The 19,319-nt window shown below is 61.7% G+C and carries 17 protein-coding genes; 8 read left to right on the top strand and 9 right to left on the bottom strand.

Translation table 11 applies throughout. The annotated features are described in order from the left end of the window. Positions 1-74 precede the first annotated feature (74 nt). Positions 75-1,592, top strand: coding sequence for a malonate--CoA ligase (locus ACXAC3_RS04625; protein WP_475157200.1), 1,518 nt, complete (start codon positions 75-77; stop codon positions 1,590-1,592). Here the strand turns inward: ACXAC3_RS04625 and ACXAC3_RS04620 are convergent. The 5 genes from ACXAC3_RS04620 to ACXAC3_RS04600 all read right to left on the bottom strand — a co-directional run bounded on the left by ACXAC3_RS04620 (position 1,579) and on the right by ACXAC3_RS04600 (position 7,251). Further along, positions 1,579-2,316, bottom strand: coding sequence for a metallophosphoesterase family protein (locus ACXAC3_RS04620; RefSeq protein WP_475157194.1), 738 nt, complete (start codon positions 2,314-2,316; stop codon positions 1,579-1,581). The two genes, ACXAC3_RS04625 and ACXAC3_RS04620, sit on opposite strands and share 14 nt — an antisense overlap. Before the next feature lie 119 nt (positions 2,317-2,435). Beyond that, positions 2,436-4,031: a phosphoglycerate dehydrogenase gene (gene serA, locus ACXAC3_RS04615; RefSeq protein WP_475157192.1), complete on the bottom strand. Its 1,596-nt coding sequence runs from the start codon at positions 4,029-4,031 to the stop codon at positions 2,436-2,438. 58 nt (positions 4,032-4,089) lie between these two features. Beyond that, positions 4,090-5,271 carry a phosphoserine transaminase gene (locus ACXAC3_RS04610; RefSeq protein WP_475157189.1) on the bottom strand — a complete coding sequence of 394 codons (1,182 nt, stop codon included), beginning with the start codon at positions 5,269-5,271 and terminating at the stop codon, positions 4,090-4,092. A gap of 159 nt (positions 5,272-5,430) precedes the next feature. After that, positions 5,431-6,528 carry a Gfo/Idh/MocA family protein gene (locus ACXAC3_RS04605; RefSeq protein WP_475157184.1) on the bottom strand — a complete coding sequence of 366 codons (1,098 nt, stop codon included), beginning with the start codon at positions 6,526-6,528 and terminating at the stop codon, positions 5,431-5,433. Positions 6,529-6,540: 12 nt separating this feature from the next. Further along, positions 6,541-7,251 carry a GntR family transcriptional regulator gene (locus ACXAC3_RS04600; protein WP_475157178.1) on the bottom strand — a complete coding sequence of 237 codons (711 nt, stop codon included), beginning with the start codon at positions 7,249-7,251 and terminating at the stop codon, positions 6,541-6,543. A gap of 106 nt (positions 7,252-7,357) precedes the next feature. Between ACXAC3_RS04600 and ACXAC3_RS04595 the strand changes: the two genes are divergently transcribed. The 6 genes from ACXAC3_RS04595 to ACXAC3_RS04570 are packed head-to-tail and all read left to right on the top strand — an operon-like array spanning position 7,358 to position 12,934. Next, positions 7,358-8,512 (top strand): LLM class flavin-dependent oxidoreductase, encoded by a 1,155-nt coding sequence (locus tag ACXAC3_RS04595; RefSeq protein ID WP_475157171.1) that lies wholly within the window; start codon positions 7,358-7,360, stop codon positions 8,510-8,512. Beyond that, positions 8,512-9,402, top strand: a complete 891-nt coding sequence (locus ACXAC3_RS04590) for an aldo/keto reductase (RefSeq protein WP_475157166.1) — start codon at positions 8,512-8,514, stop codon at positions 9,400-9,402. The genes ACXAC3_RS04595 and ACXAC3_RS04590 overlap by 1 nt, the downstream gene beginning before the upstream one ends. Then, on the top strand, positions 9,402-9,917 hold the full coding sequence (locus ACXAC3_RS04585) for a flavin reductase family protein (protein ID WP_475163373.1): 516 nt from the start codon (positions 9,402-9,404) through the stop codon (positions 9,915-9,917). Before ACXAC3_RS04590 ends, ACXAC3_RS04585 begins: the two co-directional genes overlap by 1 nt. A gap of 53 nt (positions 9,918-9,970) precedes the next feature. Then, positions 9,971-10,558: a TRAP transporter small permease gene (locus ACXAC3_RS04580; RefSeq protein ID WP_475157164.1), complete on the top strand. Its 588-nt coding sequence runs from the start codon at positions 9,971-9,973 to the stop codon at positions 10,556-10,558. Next, positions 10,559-11,848, top strand: coding sequence for a TRAP transporter large permease (locus tag ACXAC3_RS04575; protein WP_475157159.1), 1,290 nt, complete (start codon positions 10,559-10,561; stop codon positions 11,846-11,848). It begins immediately after the preceding gene. Between the two features lie 24 nt (positions 11,849-11,872). Continuing rightward, positions 11,873-12,934 (top strand): TRAP transporter substrate-binding protein, encoded by a 1,062-nt coding sequence (locus tag ACXAC3_RS04570; RefSeq protein ID WP_475157154.1) that lies wholly within the window; start codon positions 11,873-11,875, stop codon positions 12,932-12,934. Positions 12,935-12,968: 34 nt separating this feature from the next. Here ACXAC3_RS04570 and ACXAC3_RS04565 read toward each other — a convergent pair whose 3' ends face one another. Beyond that, positions 12,969-13,439 carry a tetratricopeptide repeat protein gene (locus tag ACXAC3_RS04565; protein ID WP_475157151.1) on the bottom strand — a complete coding sequence of 157 codons (471 nt, stop codon included), beginning with the start codon at positions 13,437-13,439 and terminating at the stop codon, positions 12,969-12,971. Between the two features lie 15 nt (positions 13,440-13,454). Between ACXAC3_RS04565 and ACXAC3_RS04560 the strand changes: the two genes are divergently transcribed. Further along, positions 13,455-14,723, top strand: a complete 1,269-nt coding sequence (locus ACXAC3_RS04560; protein WP_475157146.1) for a cytochrome-c peroxidase — start codon at positions 13,455-13,457, stop codon at positions 14,721-14,723. A gap of 29 nt (positions 14,724-14,752) precedes the next feature. Here the strand turns inward: ACXAC3_RS04560 and gcvP are convergent, their stop codons facing one another. The 3 genes from gcvP to gcvT all read right to left on the bottom strand — a co-directional run bounded on the left by gcvP (position 14,753) and on the right by gcvT (position 19,233). Then, positions 14,753-17,608, bottom strand: a complete 2,856-nt coding sequence (gene gcvP / locus ACXAC3_RS04555; protein WP_475153850.1) for an aminomethyl-transferring glycine dehydrogenase — start codon at positions 17,606-17,608, stop codon at positions 14,753-14,755. A 143-nt stretch (positions 17,609-17,751) separates the two neighbouring features. Then, a complete protein-coding gene (gene gcvH / locus ACXAC3_RS04550) occupies positions 17,752-18,117 on the bottom strand; it encodes a glycine cleavage system protein GcvH (protein ID WP_475153844.1) in 366 nt (121 codons plus the stop codon). Between the two features lie 18 nt (positions 18,118-18,135). Next, on the bottom strand, positions 18,136-19,233 hold the full coding sequence (gcvT, locus tag ACXAC3_RS04545) for a glycine cleavage system aminomethyltransferase GcvT (protein ID WP_475157142.1): 1,098 nt from the start codon (positions 19,231-19,233) through the stop codon (positions 18,136-18,138). Between the last annotated feature and the right edge of the window lie 86 nt (positions 19,234-19,319).

Genomic DNA, 19,319 nt, shown 5'->3' with positions numbered 1-19,319 from the left:
CGCACGGGGCTTTACCCCCTTTTCAATCCGCGCCAGATTCAGACCAGACTGATCCGGGACGAGGGAACAATGGAATGGGCAACCCGCTTTATGATCGCTTGTTTGGGATTTATGCGGGCAAGGACACGCCGTTCCTGCATTTGCCTGACGGGCGGACCCTGACGCATGCCGATTTTCTGGACACCGCCGCCCGGATCGCCAACGCGCTGAACGGGTTCGAGCTTGAACCCGGCGACCGGGTGGCGGTTCAGGTTGAAAAGTCGCCAGAGGCGCTGGCGCTCTATGCGGCCTGCGTACAGACCGGGCTGATTTTCCTGCCGCTGAATACCGCCTACACAACGGCCGAACTCGGCTATTTCATAGAAAACAGCGGCGCGGCGCTGGTGGTTTGCGACGCGGCGCGGAAAGAGGGGCTGGCACCGTTTGCGCAGGCGCAAAACGCCCGGCTTGAAACGCTGAACGCCGATGGATCAGGCAGCCTGACACGGCGGGCGCTGGGAATGCTGCCCGCGTTCGCGCCGGTCCGGCGTCAGGCGGACGATCTGGCCGCGTTTCTTTACACATCGGGTACAACAGGCCGGTCCAAAGGGGCGATGTTGACGCAACAGAACCTGCTGTCAAACGCCGAAACGCTGGTAGCGGAATGGCGGTTCACGCCACAGGACTGCTTGCTGCACGCGCTGCCGATCTTTCACACCCACGGGCTGTTTGTGGCGACGAATGTGGTGCTTGTTTCGGGCGGGTCGATGATCTTTCTACCGAAATTCGATCTGGATGACATGTTGCACCTGATGCCTGACGCGACTGCGATGATGGGGGTTCCGACCTTCTATACGCGCCTGCTTGGCGACGATCGTTTCACCGGCGATCTGGCCCGGCATATGCGGCTGTTCATCTCGGGCTCGGCCCCATTGCTGGCGGAAACCCATGAGAGGTTCAAAGCCCGCACCGGCCACCGCATCCTTGAACGATATGGCATGACCGAAACCAACATGAACACCTCAAACCCCTATGACGGCGAGCGACGCGCGGGGACGGTGGGCATCCCTCTGCCGGATGTCGAGTTGAAAGTGACTGACCCCGAAACGGGCGAGGCTTTGCCGCAGGGCGAGATTGGCATGATCGAGGTGCGCGGCCCGAACGTGTTTCAGGGCTATTGGCAGATGCCCGAGAAAACCGCTGCCGAACTGCGCGAAGACGGGTTCTTTATCACCGGCGACCTGGGCCGCGTGGATGAGGATGGCTATGTCCATATCGTCGGGCGCGGCAAGGACCTGATCATCTCGGGCGGCTACAACATCTATCCCAAAGAGGTCGAACTGGTGCTGGACGACCAGCCCGGCGTATTGGAAAGCGCTGTAATCGGTGTGCCACATCCCGACTTCGGCGAGACCGTTCTGGGCATTCTGGTGCCGGAACCGGGCCAGATCCTGAATCCAAAGGCCATTCTGACCCGTGTAAATGATGCTCTGGCCCGGTTCAAACATCCCCGCAGGCTGATCGTACTGGACGAGTTGCCCCGAAACACCATGGGCAAGGTTCAGAAGAACGTGCTGCGTGACACGTACAAAGACCTGTTCACGACGGGCTAGGCACCAGCGGCACGCGCCCGGCCCCGGTCAGCAACCAGCATTGGCGCCCTTCGAAAACCGCCGTCGCCAGCGGCCGGCCATAGCCCGCGCCCGCATCCAGATTGATGCGATTGCCGCAATGTTCGGCCCGGTCCACCGGCGTGTGCCCGTGCACGATCAGCCACGGGTGCGGTTGGGCGTGGCGTAGAAAGACGTGCCGGATCCAGACCAGATCGTCCTCGGACTGCTGCTCCAGCGGAAGACCGGGGCGGATGCCTGCGTGCACGAACAGCAAATCACCGTTCTGATGATAGCTCGGCAGAGCGTTGACAAAATCGACATGGGCAGGCGGCACAGCGGCGCGGGCCCGTTCGTTCACCTGAAAAATGCGGTCATTGTCCGTCACCTCGACGCCGTAGGAGGCCAGCGTTTCGCGACCTCCCAGCCGGGGGTGCAACCAGCTGAGCGTGACCGGCAGGTGCCTGTCCGCAATCTCGCAATCCTGCACGAAACGCGCCATCATCCGGTCGTGATTGCCCTTGACCATGACCCAGTTCCGCCCGGCGCGCTGCCCGGCGATCAGCAGGTCCAGAACGCCGCGGCTGTCGGGGCCGCGATCCACATAATCGCCCAGAAACACGATCCGGGCATCCGGCCCGCCGTCGCCCGCGATCAGGTGCAGGGCATGTTCCAGCATCTCAAGCTGACCATGAATGTCGCCAATGGCGTAAATGGGGGATGTCACGAAAAACCCTCAGAGATTTGAATGGTTTGCTTGTGGCGCGAAATTCGGATCGGGAAAAGAAAATACCCGCGCCGGTGCGGGCGCGGGCAGGAATTGTCTCGGAAATTCAACACTTCCGTTCAGGCAACGTCGAATTCCAGCGGTTTGATCTGGGTGAACAGACCGGTTTCCGCCAGTTTGGCACGCGCTTCGGCCGGAACCGGCTCGTCCACATATAACAGCGCGATGGCTTCGCCGCCCGCCTCAGACCGGCCTAGGGTAAAGTTGGCGATGTTGACGTTGCTTTCCCCCATGGTCCGGCCCAGCGTCCCGATGATGCCCGGCACATCTTCGTTGGTGGTATAGAGCATGTGCGCCCCAACTTCGGCGTCGATATTGATACCCTTGATCTGAATGAAACGCGGCTTGCCGTCGCTGAACACGGTGCCCCCGATCGAACGCTCGCGCTTTTCGGTCACTACGGTCACCTTGATATAACCTTCAAAGGCACCGGATTTGTCCTGATTTGTGGTCGAAAGCTGAATACCGCGTTCCTTGGCCACAACCGGGGCCGAGACCATATTCACCTCGGGATTGACCTTTTTCATGATCCCCGCCACGACCGAGCAGTTCAGCGCCGCCAGGTTCATCTCGGCCGCGACACCGTCATAAAGGATGTTGATCGCCTTGATCGGTTCATCCGTCATCTGGCCGATAAAGCTGCCCAGATGACCGGCCAGCTTGATCCACGGCCCCATGACCTTGGCCTCTTCGGCCGTCACACTGGGCATGTTCAGGGCGTTTTCCACGGCCCCGGTCAGCAGATAGTTGGAAATCTGCTCGGCCACCTGCAGCGCCACATTCTCCTGCGCTTCGGTCGTGGCCGCGCCGAGATGCGGCGTGCAGACCACGTTGGGCAGGTTGAACAGCGGGTTGTCCTTGGCCGGTTCCTGGCTGAACACGTCAAAGGCGGCACCGGCGACGTGACCCGATTGCAGCATCTCGGCCAGCGCGGCCTCATCCACAAGACCGCCACGGGCGCAGTTGACGATGCGCACGCCCGGCTTGGTTTTGGCCAGATTCTCGCGGCTCAGGATGTTGCGGGTCTGGTCCGTCAGCGGCACGTGCAGGGTGATGAAGTCGGCGCGGTTCAGAAGATCATCCAGTTCGACCTTTTCGACACCCATCTTGGCGGCTTTCTCCTGGCTCAGATAGGGATCATAGGCCACCACTTTCATCTTCAGGCCCAGCGCCCGTTCACAGACGATGCCGCCGATATTGCCCGCACCGATGACGCCAAGCGTCTTGTTGGTCAGCTCGATCCCCATGAACTTGGACTTCTCCCACTTGCCCGCATGGGTCGAGGTGCTGGCTTCGGGAATTTGCCGTGCCACGGCGAACATCATCGCAATGGCATGTTCGGCTGTGGTGATCATGTTTCCGTACGGCGTGTTCATCACGATCACGCCTTTCTTGCTGGCTGCTTCCTTGTCGATATTGTCGGTACCGATCCCGGCGCGGCCGATAACCTTCAGCTTGTCGGCCTTGTCCAGAATGGTCGGCGTAACCTTGGTGGCGGAACGGATGGCAAGGCCGTCGTACTGGCCGATCACCTCGGCCAGTTTGTCTTTGTCCTTGCCCAGATCGGGCATGAAATCCACGTCGATGCCGCGATCGCGGAAAATCTGCACGGCGGTTTCGCTAAGCTTGTCGGAGACGAGTACTTTGGGGGCCATATCTCTGGTCCTTGATGTATTGGAAAATGCCCGGGCCAGTTACGGCCCGGTAAATATGTCAGGCAGCTTCGGTTTGCGCCGCGATCTCGGTTTCAAAAGCCCATGCCAGCCAGGGCAGCATCGCCTCGATATCCGAGGTCTCGACCGTGCCGCCGCACCAGATGCGCAGACCCGCGGGCGCGTCGCGATAGGCACCGATATCCAGCGCGATATTTTCGGCCTCCAGCCGTTTGGCCACGGCCTTGGCAAAAGCGGCACCGTTCTGAATGCGCGCGTCAGTGAATTTCAGGCAGACCGAAGTGTTCGACTGCGTCGCCGCGTCCTCGGCCAGATTGGCGATCCAATCGTTCTGGTCACAGAACGCGTGCACCGCACCGGCATTGGCGTCAGCACGGGCGATCAGCCCTTGCAGCCCACCGACCGAGCGCGCCCAGTCCAAAGCAAAAAGGTAATCTTCGACCGCCAGCATCGACGGCGTATTGATGGTGGCCCCGGTGAAGATGCCTTCGATCAGCTTGCCACCTTTGGTCAGGCGGAAAATCTTGGGCAGCGGCCATGCAGGGGTGTAGCTCTCCAGCCGCTCCACGGCGCGTGGGGACAGGATCAGCATGCCATGGGCCGCCTCGCCACCCAGAACCTTCTGCCAGCTGAACGTGGTCACATCCAGCTTGTCCCAGGGCAGGTCCATCGCAAAGGTCGCCGAGGTCGCATCACAAATCGTCAGGCCCTGACGGTCATCGGCGATCCAGTCGCCGTTGGGAACCCGCACGCCCGAGGTCGTGCCGTTCCACGTGAACACCACATCCTTGGCGAAATCGACCGAAGCCAGATCAACGATCTGACCGTAATCCGCCGTTTTCACCTCGACGTCGATTTTCAGTTGTTTGACCACATCGGTCACCCAGCCAGCGCCAAAGCTTTCCCAGGCCAGCATCTCGACCTTGCGTTCGCCCAGCAGCGACCACAGCGCCATCTCAACCGCGCCGGTATCCGAGGCGGGAACGATGCCGATCCGGTAATCCGCCGGAATGCCCAGCACCTCGCGCGTGCCTTCGATGGCGGCCTTCAGCTTATCCTTGCCGACGGCGGCCCGGTGTGATCGGCCCAGCGCGGCATCGGCCAGTTTGGTCAGATCAAATGTGGGGGGTTTGGCGCAGGGGCCCGAGGAAAAACGCGGATTCGCCGGCCGCACGTCAGGTTTGCGCACGGTGTCGTGCGACACCGGTTGTTCTATAGTCATCTGTATTACCCTTCCAGATACACGCCCCTCGTTGGGGAGGGGTGTCCCACGGACAGAGCTATTGCGTCAAAATTCACTCAGCAAGTGAAAAAGACCCATCAGACGTCAAAAACGACACCCCTTTTTGTGCGAATCCGGAACGCAGGTTTCCTATCGGCTTCAATCGTCAAAGCGAACCGTCTCGCCGCTTGCCAGCGCCTGTTGCGCCGCCAGACCGATCCTCACGGCCCAAAGACCATCCTTAAGGCTGACATCCGGCTGCGCCTTTTCACCGCGCAGAACCGCCAGAAACCCCTGATGCTGATAATAGGTCGATCCGTTATGATCACCTGCGGCCAGCAGGCGCGGATCAACCGGAATGTCCTTGACCACCGGCCCCTTGGGATTGCGCGGGCTGACGATGACCTGCGGCACTGGCGGTGCACCCAGATGGGCGGGCCAGAACCGGCCCGGACCGGGCACCAGCGCCTCGATCTTTGCGTCAGGACCGATGGCTGTAATTTCCTCCTGATAGCGCGAGCCTTCGGCGAACATGCACAATTCAAGCATCGCCCGCGCGCCCGAGGCGAAATCCACCATGACATAGCCATGGTCCAGAACATCCGGCACCTCGCCGTCATAAGATTCGGACAGGTGATTGACCGCCTGACCGCCGCTTGCAGTCACACGGACCGGGTCGGATTGCAGGATCAGCCGCATCAGGTCGAAGAAATGGCAACATTTCTCGACAAAGGTGCCGCCGGTATTGCGGTTGAAACGGTTCCAGTTTCCGACCTTTTCCAGAAACGGAAAGCGGTGCTCACGGATCGACAGCATTCTGACGCCGCCGGTCGCCTGCAGTTCCGAAATCAGCGCCGCGATTGGCGGCATGTAGCGATATTCCATCGCCACCCAAATCGGATGCGGATAGCTTTGCTGAATGGCGTCCAGCCGGGCCACGTCTGCGGGATCGGTGAACAGGGGTTTTTCCACCAGCAGAGGCAGCGGCCGGGTCCGGGCGATCTCGTCGATCTGATCCACATGCAGGTGATTGGGGCTGGCGATCACGATGCAGTCCAGATCCCCGACCGCCAGAAGCTCCTGAACCGAGGACACCTGAACCGCATCCGGCGCAATGGTCCGCGCGGCCTGCGCCATGCCGGCATCCGGTTCATACACCGCCGAAACGCGCGTACCTTCCAGCAGGGCGATATTGTGCAGGTGCTCCTGCCCCATCATGCCGCATCCGATCAGCCCGTAATTGATGGTCCGGGTCATGCGTGTTTCCTTTTACTTCAGGCGTTGGACATAGGTGGCCCGATCCGGATCGAACCACGTTTTCGAAAACTCCACCGGCTCGGGCCGGTCGGACCAGCTGAACCGTTCGATATAACCTGCCGTTTCACCGACCGGCTTTGTAAAGGCAAGCGGCGTCCAGTCGGGCAAGGGGCGCACCGTCACCCGATCTTCCGCCCGCGTAATCCAGAACCCCAGCTGGTGCTGGTAATAGCGATACAGCGAGTCCGACAACAGCGCCCGATCGATCCGTCCGGCCGATTCGTCCAGCCAGATTTCCTCGACCGCGATAATTGTGTCATTCAGATAGCGCATCCGCCGCACCCGCGAGCCTCGGTCCGAAGTTCCGAAACGCGGCAGATCGCCGGGCTTGGCCAGATGATCGACCGACAGGACATCCGCCCGCGGCAGGCCGCCCCCTTCGGGCAGTTCCAGGCGGAACATCGCATAGACGCTGTTCTGGGTTCCGGTCTCGCGGATGTAATTACCCGACCCCTGTATACGCTCAAGCATTCCCTTTTTCTCAAGCTCGGCGAGTGATTTTCGCAGCGTTCCGACCGAGACATTCAGGTTTGCCGCCATGTCCCGTTCGGGCGGCAGACGCTCACCGTCGATCAGCCGTCCGGCGGCGATATCGCGGATCAGAAGCTCGGCGATCTGAACATAGATCGGAAGGGCGTTCGGGTTTCGGCCGTTGGTGGACATTCTGAGGCGCTTCACTGAGTTGCAGAAAAAATTGATACACTATTGATCTACATCAAAGCGGTTGCTACGCAAGAGGAAAGTCAAAGTTGTCCGGAGAACGAATCAAATGACCATCGTCCCCATCACATCCCCCGATCTGGACGCGGCCGAAGTGTCGTGGTTCGCGGCGCTGTGTTCGGACGACTATCAGTTCCTCGGTGTGCCGGAGGGCGATCTGCGATCAAGCTGGGACCATTGTTCCGGCATCGTCAAAGAGGCCGAGGCGCAGGGGTTCCGCAACATCCTGTGCCCGTCCTCGTATCAGGTGGGTCAGGACACGCTGAGCTTTGTCGCGGGCTGCGCGCCGATCACCGAAAAGATCAACCTTCTGGCTGCCGTGCGCTGTGGCGAGATGCAGCCGATCATGCTGGCCCGCACCATCGCTACGCTGGATCACATGCTGCAGGGGCGGCTGACGGTCAACATCATCTCATCCGACTTCCCCGGCGAAAAGGACGACAGCGCCTATCGCTATCAACGTTCGCGCGAAGTGGTGGAAATCCTGAAACAGGCCTGGACGCAGGATGAGATCAATCATGCGGGCGAGGTGTATAACTTCTCGGGCCTGACCACCGATCCCGCGAAACCCTATCAGACCGGCGGGCCGCTGCTGTATTTCGGCGGTTATTCTCCGTCTGCGCTGGATTTGTGCGGCGAGCATTGCGACGTCTACCTGATGTGGCCGGAAACCAAGGACCAGCTGGCCGAACGGATGAGGGCGGTCCACGCTGTGGCGGAGAACTATAACCGGACGCTGGATTACGGTCTGCGCGTGCACATGATCGTCCGCGACACCGAGGCCGAGGCGCAGGAATACGCGGACTACATCGTGTCCAAACTGGACGACGAATATGGCCGCGCCATCCGCGAACGGGCGCTGGACGCAACCTCGCTGGGCGTGGCGCATCAGGCCAAGAACCGCGATCTTGCGGATGAATACGGCTATGTCGAACCCGGGTTGTGGACCGGCGTGGGCCGGGCGCGTTCGGGCTGCGGCGCTGCGCTGGTCGGGTCGACCGATCAGGTTATGACCAAGATCGAGGAATACCAGAAGATGGGCATTCGCGCTTTCATCTTCTCGGGCTATCCGCATATGGATGAAGCTCGCCATTTCGGCACCCGCGTGATGCCGAACCTGAAAACCTGCTCGCTGCCCGAGGCCTATGGGCGCGTACCGCTAAATACCCCGGCCACCCCGCTGGGCAACGGAGTCCGCCGCTGATGCAACGCGTGAAACTAACCGAGTTGCTGGAGATGAGCCGCCTGGTCTATGGCATGTGGCGGCTGGGCGATGACAGCGATACGTCGGCGGGTCACGTCGAGGCCAAGATCCAGGCCTGTCTGGATCAGGGCATCACCAGTTTCGATCAGGCCGATATCTATGGCGACTACAACGCCGAGGCCGTGCTGGGCGCGGCGCTGCGCGCAAATCCCGCGTTGCGCCAGAAGATGGAGATTGTCACCAAATGCGATATCGTCGCGCCCTGCGGTCGGTACGCGCATGCGAAGGTGAAATACTACGACACGTCGCGCGCGCATATCGTGAAATCGGTCGAAACCTCGCTGTCCGAGATGGCCATCGACCATATCGACCTGCTGCTGATCCACCGCCCCGACCCGTTCATGGATCACCATGAAACCGGGGCCGCGCTGGATGAGGTTGTCGCCAGCGGCAAGGTGGGCGCGGTGGGCGTGTCGAACTTCAGGCCCTGGGACTGGACACTGCTGCAATCGGCAATGAAAACCCCGCTGGTCACCAACCAGATCGAAATCTCGCTGGGCGAAATCAGCGCCTTTACCAATGGCGATCTGGCGTTTCACCAGCAGCACGGGCACCCGCTGATGGCGTGGTCGCCGCTGGGCGGCGGCATGCTGATGGCCGGTAACCCTCCGGTGGGCGTTGTGGCAGATGAGGTCGCGGTGGAATTCGGCGTCGATCGCGCCGCTGTTGCGGTGGCCTTCCTGCTGGCGCACCCGGCGGGCATCCTGCCGGTTCTGGGCACCAACAACCTGGACCGCATCAAAGGCATTTCAGACGCTTTGAAAGTCAAACTGGATCGCGAAACCTGGTTCCGCCTGTACGAGGCGGCGCTGGGACATGAGGTACCATGATGAATGCAATCTCAAAGGATTTCACCCACACGTTCGTCCCGCACAAGGACGACACCCGTACCCTGCGCGACGCCTTTGGCCGCTTTGCCACCGGCGTCACGATCGTGACCTGCAACAGCGATGACGGCCCGATCTGCATCACCGCGAACAGTTTTTCCTCGCTGTCGCTGGACCCGCCGCTGGTGATGTGGGCGGCAGATCGCAATTCGCGCCGGTTCCCCTATTTTCGGAATGCGCGGCACTTTACCGTGCATGTCCTGTCCACCGAACAGGCCGAGCTTTGTTTCGGGTGTTCGAAAAACGCCCATGCCCTGAAGGAAATCGACCACGACCATTGCAAGAACGGCACGCCATTGCTGCCGGATTGCCTGGCGCGGTTCGAATGTGAACAACATGCGTATCACGATGCGGGCGATCACGTTATTGTGGTGGGCAAGGTTCTGAGGGCCAGCATGGCGGATGGAGACGCGCTGACCTTTTACGCCGGAAAACTCGGCCAATTCGCGCATAAATAAGCGCGATATGACGACCGCGGGAAAAACCTGCGGCTGAAAAAGGGAGGATCCGCATGGGCGGATTGACATCGGTGCTTGCGCCGATTGCATTCATGAACGAAACCGCGCTGCGCCTGGGCCGCGCGGTTGGCGTCGTTGCAATTGCGCTGATGGTGGTCGCGATCCTGATTCAGGTTTTCTTTCGGTACGTGCTGGGCAACGCCCTGCCCTGGCCGGACGAAGCCGCGCGGTTCTGCATGCTGTGGATGACCGGGCTGATGGCCCCGACCGCCTTTCGGCGCGGCGGGTTCGTGGCCATCGACATGGTGCCGATGATGCTGCCGCGGTTGCTGGGCCAGACGCTGAACATCTTTCTGTTGCTGGTGTCGCTGGCGGTGCTGCTGGTTGCGGTCGGCATTGGCTGGTCCGAGGTCACCGGTTTTGGCGGCAAATTCGCCACTGCGGCGCTGTACCTGCCCACCTCCTTCGGTTTTGACGAATGGTTCCGCGTCCCGCGCAGCTGGATGATGGCGTCGTTGCTGGTGGGGGTCATTCTGCTGATCTCGGTCAATATCGAGCTGATCCTGCGCGCCGTCATCACCTTGCTGGGCGGCGGTGACCTGCTGCCTGAAATTGCCGAAGCACCGGTGGGGGCTGAATAAATGCTGATCTGGTTCCTGCCCACCTTCCTTATCTTCCTGATGATCGGCCTGCCGGTCTTTTTCGCGCTTCTGGCCGCGCCGGGCATCCTGCTGTGGCTGAACGGTCAGACCAATGACATCACGCTGCTGTATCGCAATGTCTATAACGGGATGGACAGTTTTCCGCTGATGGCGATTCCGTTCTTCATGCTGGCCGGCGAGTTGATGAACCGGGGCGGTATCACCATCCGGCTGGTTGAGTTCAGCCAGGCCCTGATGGGCCATTTCCGGGGCGGGCTGGCGCATGTGAATGTGCTGAGTTCCATCCTGTTCGCCGGGCTGTCCGGTTCAGCTGTGGCCGACACATCGGCTCTGGGGTCGATGCTGATCCCAGCAATGGAAAAGCAGGGCTATTCCCGGAAGTTTGCCGCTGCGATCACCGCCGCCAGTTCGGTGATCGGTCCGATCATTCCGCCCTCGGGCATCATGATCATCTACGCCTATGTCATGGGCGAAAGCGTTGCCGCGCTGTTCCTGGCGGGCATCGTGCCCGGCGTGATGGTCGGTGTGGGCCTGATGCTGATGATCAAATTCATGGCCGACAAATATGACTTTCCCGTCGCCAGCCGCAAATACACATGGCCCGAACGCCGTCAGGCCAGCCTCAAGGCCTTTTTCCCGCTGATGACCCCGGTGATCATTCTGGGCGGCATCCTGGGCGGCATCTTCACACCGACCGAGGCCGCCGCCGTGGCGGTGGGATATGCCTTCATCATCGGGTTCTTCGTCCTGCGCACGCTGACCCTGAAGGAAGTGCCCGAGATCCTCAGCAATGCCGGGCTGACCTCGGCCGTTGTTCTGCTGCTGGTGGGTGCGGCGATGGCGTTCAAGACCGTGGTCAGCCTCAGCCACGCACCGGAACAACTGGCGCAGCTGATCCTCAGCCTTTCGGAAAACCCGCTGATCCTGCTGCTGCTGATCAACCTGCTGCTGTTCATTGTCGGCATGTTTCTGGATGCCGGACCGGCGATCATCATCCTCGGCCCGATCCTGGCCCCGATCTTCACCAGCCTTGGTGTGGACCCGATCCACTTTGCCATTATCATGAGCGTCAACCTGACTGTCGGCCTGGCCACGCCGCCCATGGGGCTGGTGCTGTTTGTGGCGGCCGCCGTGTCGCGCGAACGGGTCGAGACCATTGCCAAGGCCATCCTGCCGTTCCTGGCCGTCGAAATCATAGTGATCTTCCTGATCACCTATGTCCCCGCAATCTCCATGACGATCCCGAGGATAACGGGATTTGCAAACTAACTGAGTATCACAGGGAGGAAACGCATGCTCAGAAGCTTCATCAAAACCGCAGCGGTGGCCACATCGCTGGTGGCCGCGTCCGCCATTGCCGCAACCGCAGCCGATTACACGCTGCGCGCCACAGCAAACTCGAATGAAAACGACGAGGATTACGACGGTCTGATCGTCTTCAAGAACTATGTCGAAGCGGCCTCGAACGGCGCCATCGAGGTGGAACTGTTCATCGGCACGCAGCTGTGTTCGAACGGGGCCGAATGCCTGCAGGGCGTGGCGGACGGCACCATCGACGTCTACATTTCCACCTCGGGCGGCGCCTCGGGCATCTTTCCCTACGTGCAGGTTCTGGACCTGCCCTACCTGATGGCCGATGACCGCATCGCCGAACATGTGCTGTCCGGTGATTTCACCCGCAAGATGCGCGATATGGCGCTTGAGGATTCCGGCGGCGCGATCCGCCTGATGACCATCGGCAATACCGGTGGCTGGCGCAACTTCGCCAACACGCAGCGCCGGATTGCGGAACCCGCCGACATGGAAGGGCTGAAAATCCGCACCGTGGTTGCCGACCTGCCGCAGGAACTGGTCAAGGCGCTTGGCGCGTCACCGACCCCGATCCCGTGGCCGGAACTGTTCACCAGCTTCCAGACCGGTGTTGTCGAAGGGTCCAAGAACGGCATAACCGACATCATGGGCATGAAATTCCCGGATGCGGGTCTGCAATATGTCACGCTGGACGGCCACGCCTATATGGGTGCCCTGTGGTGGATGAACAACGCCAAGTTCCAGGAGATGCCCGAGGATATGCGCCGCGTCGTGGTGGACGGGTTCTATGCGCTGCAGCAGGCCACATTCGCCTCACCCAAGCGCAAGTCGATCCAGGCTTATGAGGATTTCGTCGCCGGTGGCGGTGACCTCTATGTTCCGAGCCCGGATCAGAAAGCCGCGTTCAAAGAGGCCGCAACCCCGGTCTATGAATGGTTCCAGTCCAACGTGACCCGTGGCGACGAAGTCTTTAACGCCCTGACCGAAGCCGTGGCCGCGGCCGAGGCGGACGTCAACGCGTCGCGCAGCGCGGACCTGAACTGATGCAAACCGGGCCGGGCGGTTTCAGCCCGGCCCTTTACCGAAACGGGTACATCCACCCTTTGTAGTCGTTCACCAGAACATGCGCCCTTTCGATCTGCTCCGGCGACATTTTCTTGACCACTTCCTCAAGGCTGATCGCGGCGTCCGGGTCACCGCCAATCGCGCTGAGCGTGTACCACATATAGGCACGCACCAGATCGGGCGCGGGCATGCCGAGACCCAGTTCGTAATACCAGCCCACACCCGACTGCGCCCCCGGATGACCCTTCATCGAGGCGCGCAGATACCAGTCAAAAGCGCGTTCGTAATCCTGCTCGACCCCAAGACCAAGCCCGTACATCACCCCGATCAGTTCCTCGGCCTCGGCATTGCCCGACCGGGCGGCGGGCAGAAGTTCCTCGCGCGCGGCTTCGAACTCGCCGGCCTCCATAAGATCACGGGCCTGCTCCAGCTCGGCCAGAGCCGGGGTCGCGAACAGGCAAAGGGCAAATACAAACTGGCGCATGGGTTTGCGTTCCTTTTGGCAGGGGCTGCGGCGGCGCAAGACTTGCCGCGCCCGCTGACGGATGATGATTTTCTGTCCTTCGATATGAAACAGGCGGCCATCGGACATCAACTATTTTACGACCCGATCCTGTCGGGCAACCGGAACATCGCCTGCGCCCATTGCCACCACCCGGATTTCGGCACCTCGGACGGATTGTCGCTGGGCATCGGCGAAGGCGGTGAGGGCCTGGGCCCCGACCGCACGCCCGGCACCGGCGCGGATCGGATCCGCAAACGTATCCCGCGCAATTCGCCGGGCCTTTGGAACCTGGGCGCGCGGGACATTCACACCCTGTTTCACGACGGCCGCCTGAGTCTGTCGGACGTCTATGGCAACGGTTTCAACTCGCCTGCGCAGGAATGGTTGCCGGAAGGTTTGAACTCGTTGTTGGCCGCGCAGGCGCTATTCCCGCTGACCTCGCAATTCGAAATGGCCGGAAATGTCGCGGAAAATCAGGTGACCGGCGCGGTACACGACCGGATCGACAAGGGCTGGCCGATCCTTGCCAAACGCGTGCGCACCGATCCGCGCTATGGCCCGGCCATGGTTGCGGCCTTCGACGAAATCACCACGACCGAAGACATCACGATCACCCAGATCGCCAACGCGCTCGCCGCCTTCATGGCCACCGAATGGCGCAGCACTGACAGCCCGTTTGACCGGTATCTGGCCGGTGAGGGCGATGCGCTGTCACAACCGCAAAGGGCCGGTATGGACCTGTTCTATGGCAAAGCCCGATGTTCCAGCTGCCATTCCGGTTCATTGTTGTCCGATCAGAAGTTCCACGCACTGGCGCTGCCGCCCTTTGGCCCCGGTCGTACCCGTCAGTGGGACCCGTATGTCCGTGATGTCGGCCGCATGGGCGAAAGCGACCGGGTGCAGGACGCCTACCGGTTCCGCACACCGATGCTGCGCAATATCGCCCTGACCGCCCCATACGGGCATAACGGCGCATTCCCCGACCTCGAAAGCATGATCCGCCACCATCTGGACCCCGAACGCAGCCTTGCGGCATGGAGCCCGGACATGGCCGCGCTGCCCGAGGTTCCGTGGCTGCAAAGGGCAGACTTCATCGTATGGGACGACCAACTGGAAATGGCCCGCCAGCGCAGCAAGATCGACATCTCCCCTGTTGATCTGTCCGACGCTGAAATTGACAGCCTCATCGCGTTTCTGCACGCCCTAACCGGAACCAGTGTGGACACGCCGCCTTTTGGCGTGCCCGAAGGATTTCAACCCTAAGAAAACCCCCGCCGAGGCGGGCGTTGTCGCTATTCTGCTGCGTCTTCGTATTCTGCCATGGGTGGGCATGTGCAGATGAGGTTTCGGTCTCCGTATGCGTTGTCGACGCGGTTGACGGGGGACCAGTATTTGTCGACGCCCATGGAGCCCGGGGGGAAGCAGGCCTGTTCGCGGGTGTAGGGGCGGTCCCAGTCGCCGACCAGATCGCGCACCGTGTGGGGGGCGTTTTTCAGCGGGTTGTTTTCCGCGTCGATCCTGCCGTCGATGATGTCCTGCGCTTCCGCGCGGATCGACAGCATGGCGTCGCAGAAACGGTCCAGCTCATCCTTGGGTTCCGATTCCGTCGGCTCCACCATCAGGGTGCCGGCCACCGGCCAGGACATGGTCGGCGCGTGGAAGCCGCTGTCCACCAGTCGCTTGGCGATGTCATCGACGCTGACATGCGCCGCCTCGTCCAGCGGTCTTGTGTCGAGGATGCATTCATGCGCCACCCGGCCAGTCTCGGAGGTGTAGAGGATCGGATAGGCCTCGGCCAGACGCGCGGCGATGTAGTTGGCGTTCAGGATCGCCACTTTCGTGGCCTGCGTCAGACCTGCCCCCCCCATCAGCAGCACATAGGCCCATGAGACGGGCAGGATGGACGGCGAGCCAAAAGGCGCCGCCGAGACCGGACCGACGGCACTGCCGTATTCCGGGTGGCCGGGCAGATGTTCTTCCAGATGCGCCTTGACGCCGATCGGACCCATGCCGGGGCCGCCGCCGCCATGCGGGATGCAGAAGGTCTTGTGCAGGTTCAGGTGGCTGACATCGCCGCCAATATCCCCCGGTCGCGAGAGACCCACCATGGCATTCATGTTGGCCCCGTCGATATAGACCTGACCGCCGTGATCATGGGTGATCTGGCAGACCTCCTGCACGGTGGTCTCGAACACGCCATGGGTCGAGGGGTAGGTGATCATGCAGCCGGCCAGATGGTCGCTGTGCTTTTCCGCCTTGGCGCGGAAGTCGTTCAGGTCGATATTGCCGTTCTCATCCGATTGCACCGGCACAACCTGCCAGCCCACCATCTGCGCCGAGGCCGGGTTGGTGCCATGGGCCGAGGTCGGGATCAGGCAGACATTGCGGTGCCCTTCGCCGCGGGCGAAGTGATAGTTGCGGATGGTCAGCAGGCCTGCGTATTCGCCCTGCGCGCCCGAGTTGGGCTGTTGGCTGATCGCGTCATAGCCGGTGATCTGGCACAGCTTGTCGTTCAGATCAGCAATCATCTCGTGATAGCCCTGCGCCTGATCTTCAGGGCAGAACGGGTGCAGGTTGCCGAACTCGGGCCAGGTGACCGGGATCATCTCGATCGTGGCGTTCAGCTTCATGGTGCACGACCCCAGCGGGATCATCGCCCGGTCCAGCGCCAGGTCGCGGTCGGCCAGACGGCGCATGTACCGCGTGATCTCGGCCTCGGCCCGGTTCTTGTGGAAGATCTCGTGGGTCAGATAGGCGCTTTCGCGCAGCGCATAGTCCGGCAGGCGATAGAGTTTGTTCGAACTGTCATCCTTGCGGTCGATGCCGAAAGCGCCCCAGACCGCCTCGATGGTCTCGGGGCGGGTCTGTTCGTCCAGGCTGATGCCCACTTTCGTGTCACCCACCTTGCGCAGGTTGACGCCCCGGGCCACGGCGGCCTCCATGACCGTTTTCTGCAGATGGCCGACCTCGACCGTGATGGTGTCGAAGAACACCTCGGGTTCAACGGCAAAGCCCGCCTCTTCCAGACCGGCGGCCATGCGTGAGGTCTTGCGGTGCACCGATTGCGCGATGGCCTTGATGCCGTCGGGGCCGTGGTACACGGCATACATCGAGGCAATCACCGCCAAGAGCGCCTGCGCGGTGCAGACATTCGAGTTCGCCTTCTCGCGCCGGATGTGCTGCTCGCGGGTCTGCAGCGCCAGGCGATAGGCCTTGTTGCCGCGGCTGTCGATGCTGACGCCGATGATCCGGCCCGGCATTGCCCGCTTCAGCTTGTCGGTGGTCGCCATATAGGCCGCGTGCGGCCCGCCATAGCCCATCGGCACGCCAAAGCGCTGGGTCGAGCCGATGGCGATATCCGCGCCCATCTCACCCGGTGACTTCAGCAGCGCCAGTGACAGGATGTCGGCGGCCACGATGGCAATCGCTTTATGTTCATGCAGCGCCGCGATCTCGGCGGTGAAGTCGCGCACATGGCCATGGGTGCCGGGATATTGGAAGATCGCACCAAAGACCGATCCCGCATCCAGCGTATCCGGATCGGCGACCTGCACCTCGATGCCCAGAGGCTCAGCCCGGGTTTTAATGACCGCGATGGTCTGCGGGTGGCAGTTCTTGTCGACAAAGAAAGCCGCGTTATTGGCCTTCGACCGGCCGCCGCGCTTGGCCATCGCCATCGCCTCGGCGGCTGCGGTGGCTTCGTCCAGCAGGGATGCGTTGGCCACATCGAGCCCGGTCAGGTCGCTGACCATAGTCTGGAAGTTCAACAGCGCCTCAAGCCGGCCCTGGCTGATCTCGGGCTGATAAGGCGTATAGGCGGTGTACCAGGCCGGGTTTTCCAGGATGTTGCGCAGGATCGGCGCGGGCGTGGTGGTGCCGTAATAGCCCTGACCGATCAGCGAGGTCAGAACCTTGTTCTTGCCCGCCACTTCTTTCATATGAAAGAGCGCGTCGCGCTCGGTCATCGCCGGGCCCCAGTCCAGCGGTTCCTTCTGCCGGATCGCCGGCGGCACGGTGGCATCAATCAGCTGGTCCAGCGTTTTGAAGCCGATCACCTTGAGCATGTCGCGCATCTCGGTGGGCGACGGGCCGATATGGCGGCGGTTGGCAAAGTCATAGGCTTCGTAATCGGTCAGTTTGAAGGCCATTGCAGCGCTCCTGTCGAATAGGTCAGGTCGGGCGGAGGCGGCAGAGGCCTCCGGCGTGGGGTAAGGGCCGTCCCGGAACCTGTCCGGCGGACTGGTTCAGGCCCGAACGGGCGGAGCCCCGGAATCAGGGCCCCGACATGGGTTTAGCCGATGAAGGCCTTGTAGCCGGCCTCATCCATCAGATCTTCGAGCTGCGCGGCGTCGGTCACCTTGATCTTGTAGATCCAGGCCTCACCCTCGGGGTCGTCGTTCAGCGCGCCGGGATTGTCGGCCAGCGTCTCGTTCACTTCGGTGATCTCGCCATCGACCGGGGCATAGAGCTCGGACGCGGCCTTGACGGATTCGATCACCCCGATCTCGCCATCTTTCTCGAACGTGTCGCCCACTTCCTGCTGCTCGACAAACACCACATCGCCCAGCTGCTCGGCAGCGTGCGCGGTGATGCCCAGCGTGGCGATGTCGCCCTCAACGGCCAGCCATTCATGCTCTTCGGAATAATAGGTTGCCATGGTGTCTCTCTCCTGACTTCAACGCTTGTAATTCTGTTTGACGAAGGGCAGCGCCGCAATCTCGGCCGGCTGCGCCTTGCCCCGGATGATCAGCTGCACCACCTCGCCCGGCTCACCATGGCCGGCCGCGACATAGCCCATCGCCACCGGTCCGCCGACCGTGGGACCAAACCCGCCCGAGGTGATCTGGCCAATGGGGTTGCCATTGCTGCACCGGATTTCCGTGCCCTGACGGGCCGGCGCCCGGCCTTCGGGCCTGATGCCCACCAGCCTGCGCGCAGGCCCCTCGGCCAGTTCCTTTTGCACCCGCTCGGCGCCCGGAAAGCCGCCCTCTTCCTTGCGGCGCTTCTGGATCGCCCAGCCGAGGCTGGCCTCGATGGGCGAGGTGCCCTGGTCGATGTCATTGCCATAAAGGCACAGCCCCGCCTCCAGCCGCAGGCTGTCGCGCGCGCCCAGACCCGCCGGTTCGCACTCCTCATGCGCCAGAAACGCGCGGGTGATCTCGATCGCCTTGTCCTCGGGGATCGAGATCTCATACCCGTCCTCACCCGTGTAGCCCAGCCGCGAGATCCGGCATTCGACGCCCAGGATGTCGGCCATTGTGGTTTCCATAAAGGTCAGATCCCGCGCCGCCGGGCACAGCTCACCCACCACGTTTTCCGCGGCAGGACCCTGAACCGCCACCAGCGCGCGGTCGAAAATCTCGGTCACCTCAACCCCGTCCAGATGTTCGCGCATATGCGGAATGTCCTGATGCCGCAGCGCTGCGTTCACCACCACAAAGTAGTGATCCCCCGCATTCGACACGATCAGATCGTCCATGATCCCGCCATCCGCATTGGTGAAAAACCCGTACCGCGCCTTGCCCGGCTTCAGGGTCGCATAAGCCTGCGGGCACAAAGCCTCCAGCTTCTCCCCCACATTCTCACCGCGCAAAATCACCTGACCCATATGAGACACATCAAACACCGCCGCCTTCTCACGACACTGCTTGTGCTCCCCCATGATCCCCAATGGATACTGAACAGGCATCTCCCATCCCGCAAAATCAACCAGCTTACCCCCCAACTCAACATGCAACGAGTGAAGAGGCGTGCGGTTTGGCGAAGATGTCATGTCAGAGACCTTTCGTAATCCAGTGTCCATGAGCGCAGCGCGGCAGGGTCCGGCTGCTTTGCACTAAAGCCGTGCCACCCCAAGGT

Source organism: Ruegeria sp. ABV4_181 (genome assembly GCF_056158465.1).
This window is presented reverse-complemented; position numbering and strand designations above follow the sequence as displayed.

What these genes read in the sequence shown, in the direction of transcription:
- ACXAC3_RS04570 (WP_475157154.1), top strand. Translation starts at nt 11,873, where the DNA reads ATGCTCAGAAGCTTCATCAAAACCGCAGCGGTGGCCACATCGCTGGTG.
- ACXAC3_RS04565 (WP_475157151.1), bottom strand. Translation starts at nt 13,439, where the DNA reads ATGCGCCAGTTTGTATTTGCCCTTTGCCTGTTCGCGACCCCGGCTCTG.
- ACXAC3_RS04585 (WP_475163373.1), top strand. Translation starts at nt 9,402, where the DNA reads ATGAATGCAATCTCAAAGGATTTCACCCACACGTTCGTCCCGCACAAG.
- ACXAC3_RS04605 (WP_475157184.1), bottom strand. Translation starts at nt 6,528, where the DNA reads ATGACCCGGACCATCAATTACGGGCTGATCGGATGCGGCATGATGGGG.
- ACXAC3_RS04625 (WP_475157200.1), top strand. Translation starts at nt 75, where the DNA reads ATGGGCAACCCGCTTTATGATCGCTTGTTTGGGATTTATGCGGGCAAG.
- gcvP (WP_475153850.1), bottom strand. Translation starts at nt 17,608, where the DNA reads ATGGCCTTCAAACTGACCGATTACGAAGCCTATGACTTTGCCAACCGC.
- ACXAC3_RS04580 (WP_475157164.1), top strand. Translation starts at nt 9,971, where the DNA reads ATGGGCGGATTGACATCGGTGCTTGCGCCGATTGCATTCATGAACGAA.
- ACXAC3_RS04595 (WP_475157171.1), top strand. Translation starts at nt 7,358, where the DNA reads ATGACCATCGTCCCCATCACATCCCCCGATCTGGACGCGGCCGAAGTG.
- gcvH (WP_475153844.1), bottom strand. Translation starts at nt 18,117, where the DNA reads ATGGCAACCTATTATTCCGAAGAGCATGAATGGCTGGCCGTTGAGGGC.
- ACXAC3_RS04600 (WP_475157178.1), bottom strand. Translation starts at nt 7,251, where the DNA reads ATGTCCACCAACGGCCGAAACCCGAACGCCCTTCCGATCTATGTTCAG.
- ACXAC3_RS04575 (WP_475157159.1), top strand. Translation starts at nt 10,559, where the DNA reads ATGCTGATCTGGTTCCTGCCCACCTTCCTTATCTTCCTGATGATCGGC.
- ACXAC3_RS04590 (WP_475157166.1), top strand. Translation starts at nt 8,512, where the DNA reads ATGCAACGCGTGAAACTAACCGAGTTGCTGGAGATGAGCCGCCTGGTC.
- gcvT (WP_475157142.1), bottom strand. Translation starts at nt 19,233, where the DNA reads ATGACATCTTCGCCAAACCGCACGCCTCTTCACTCGTTGCATGTTGAG.
- serA (WP_475157192.1), bottom strand. Translation starts at nt 4,031, where the DNA reads ATGGCCCCCAAAGTACTCGTCTCCGACAAGCTTAGCGAAACCGCCGTG.
- ACXAC3_RS04610 (WP_475157189.1), bottom strand. Translation starts at nt 5,271, where the DNA reads ATGACTATAGAACAACCGGTGTCGCACGACACCGTGCGCAAACCTGAC.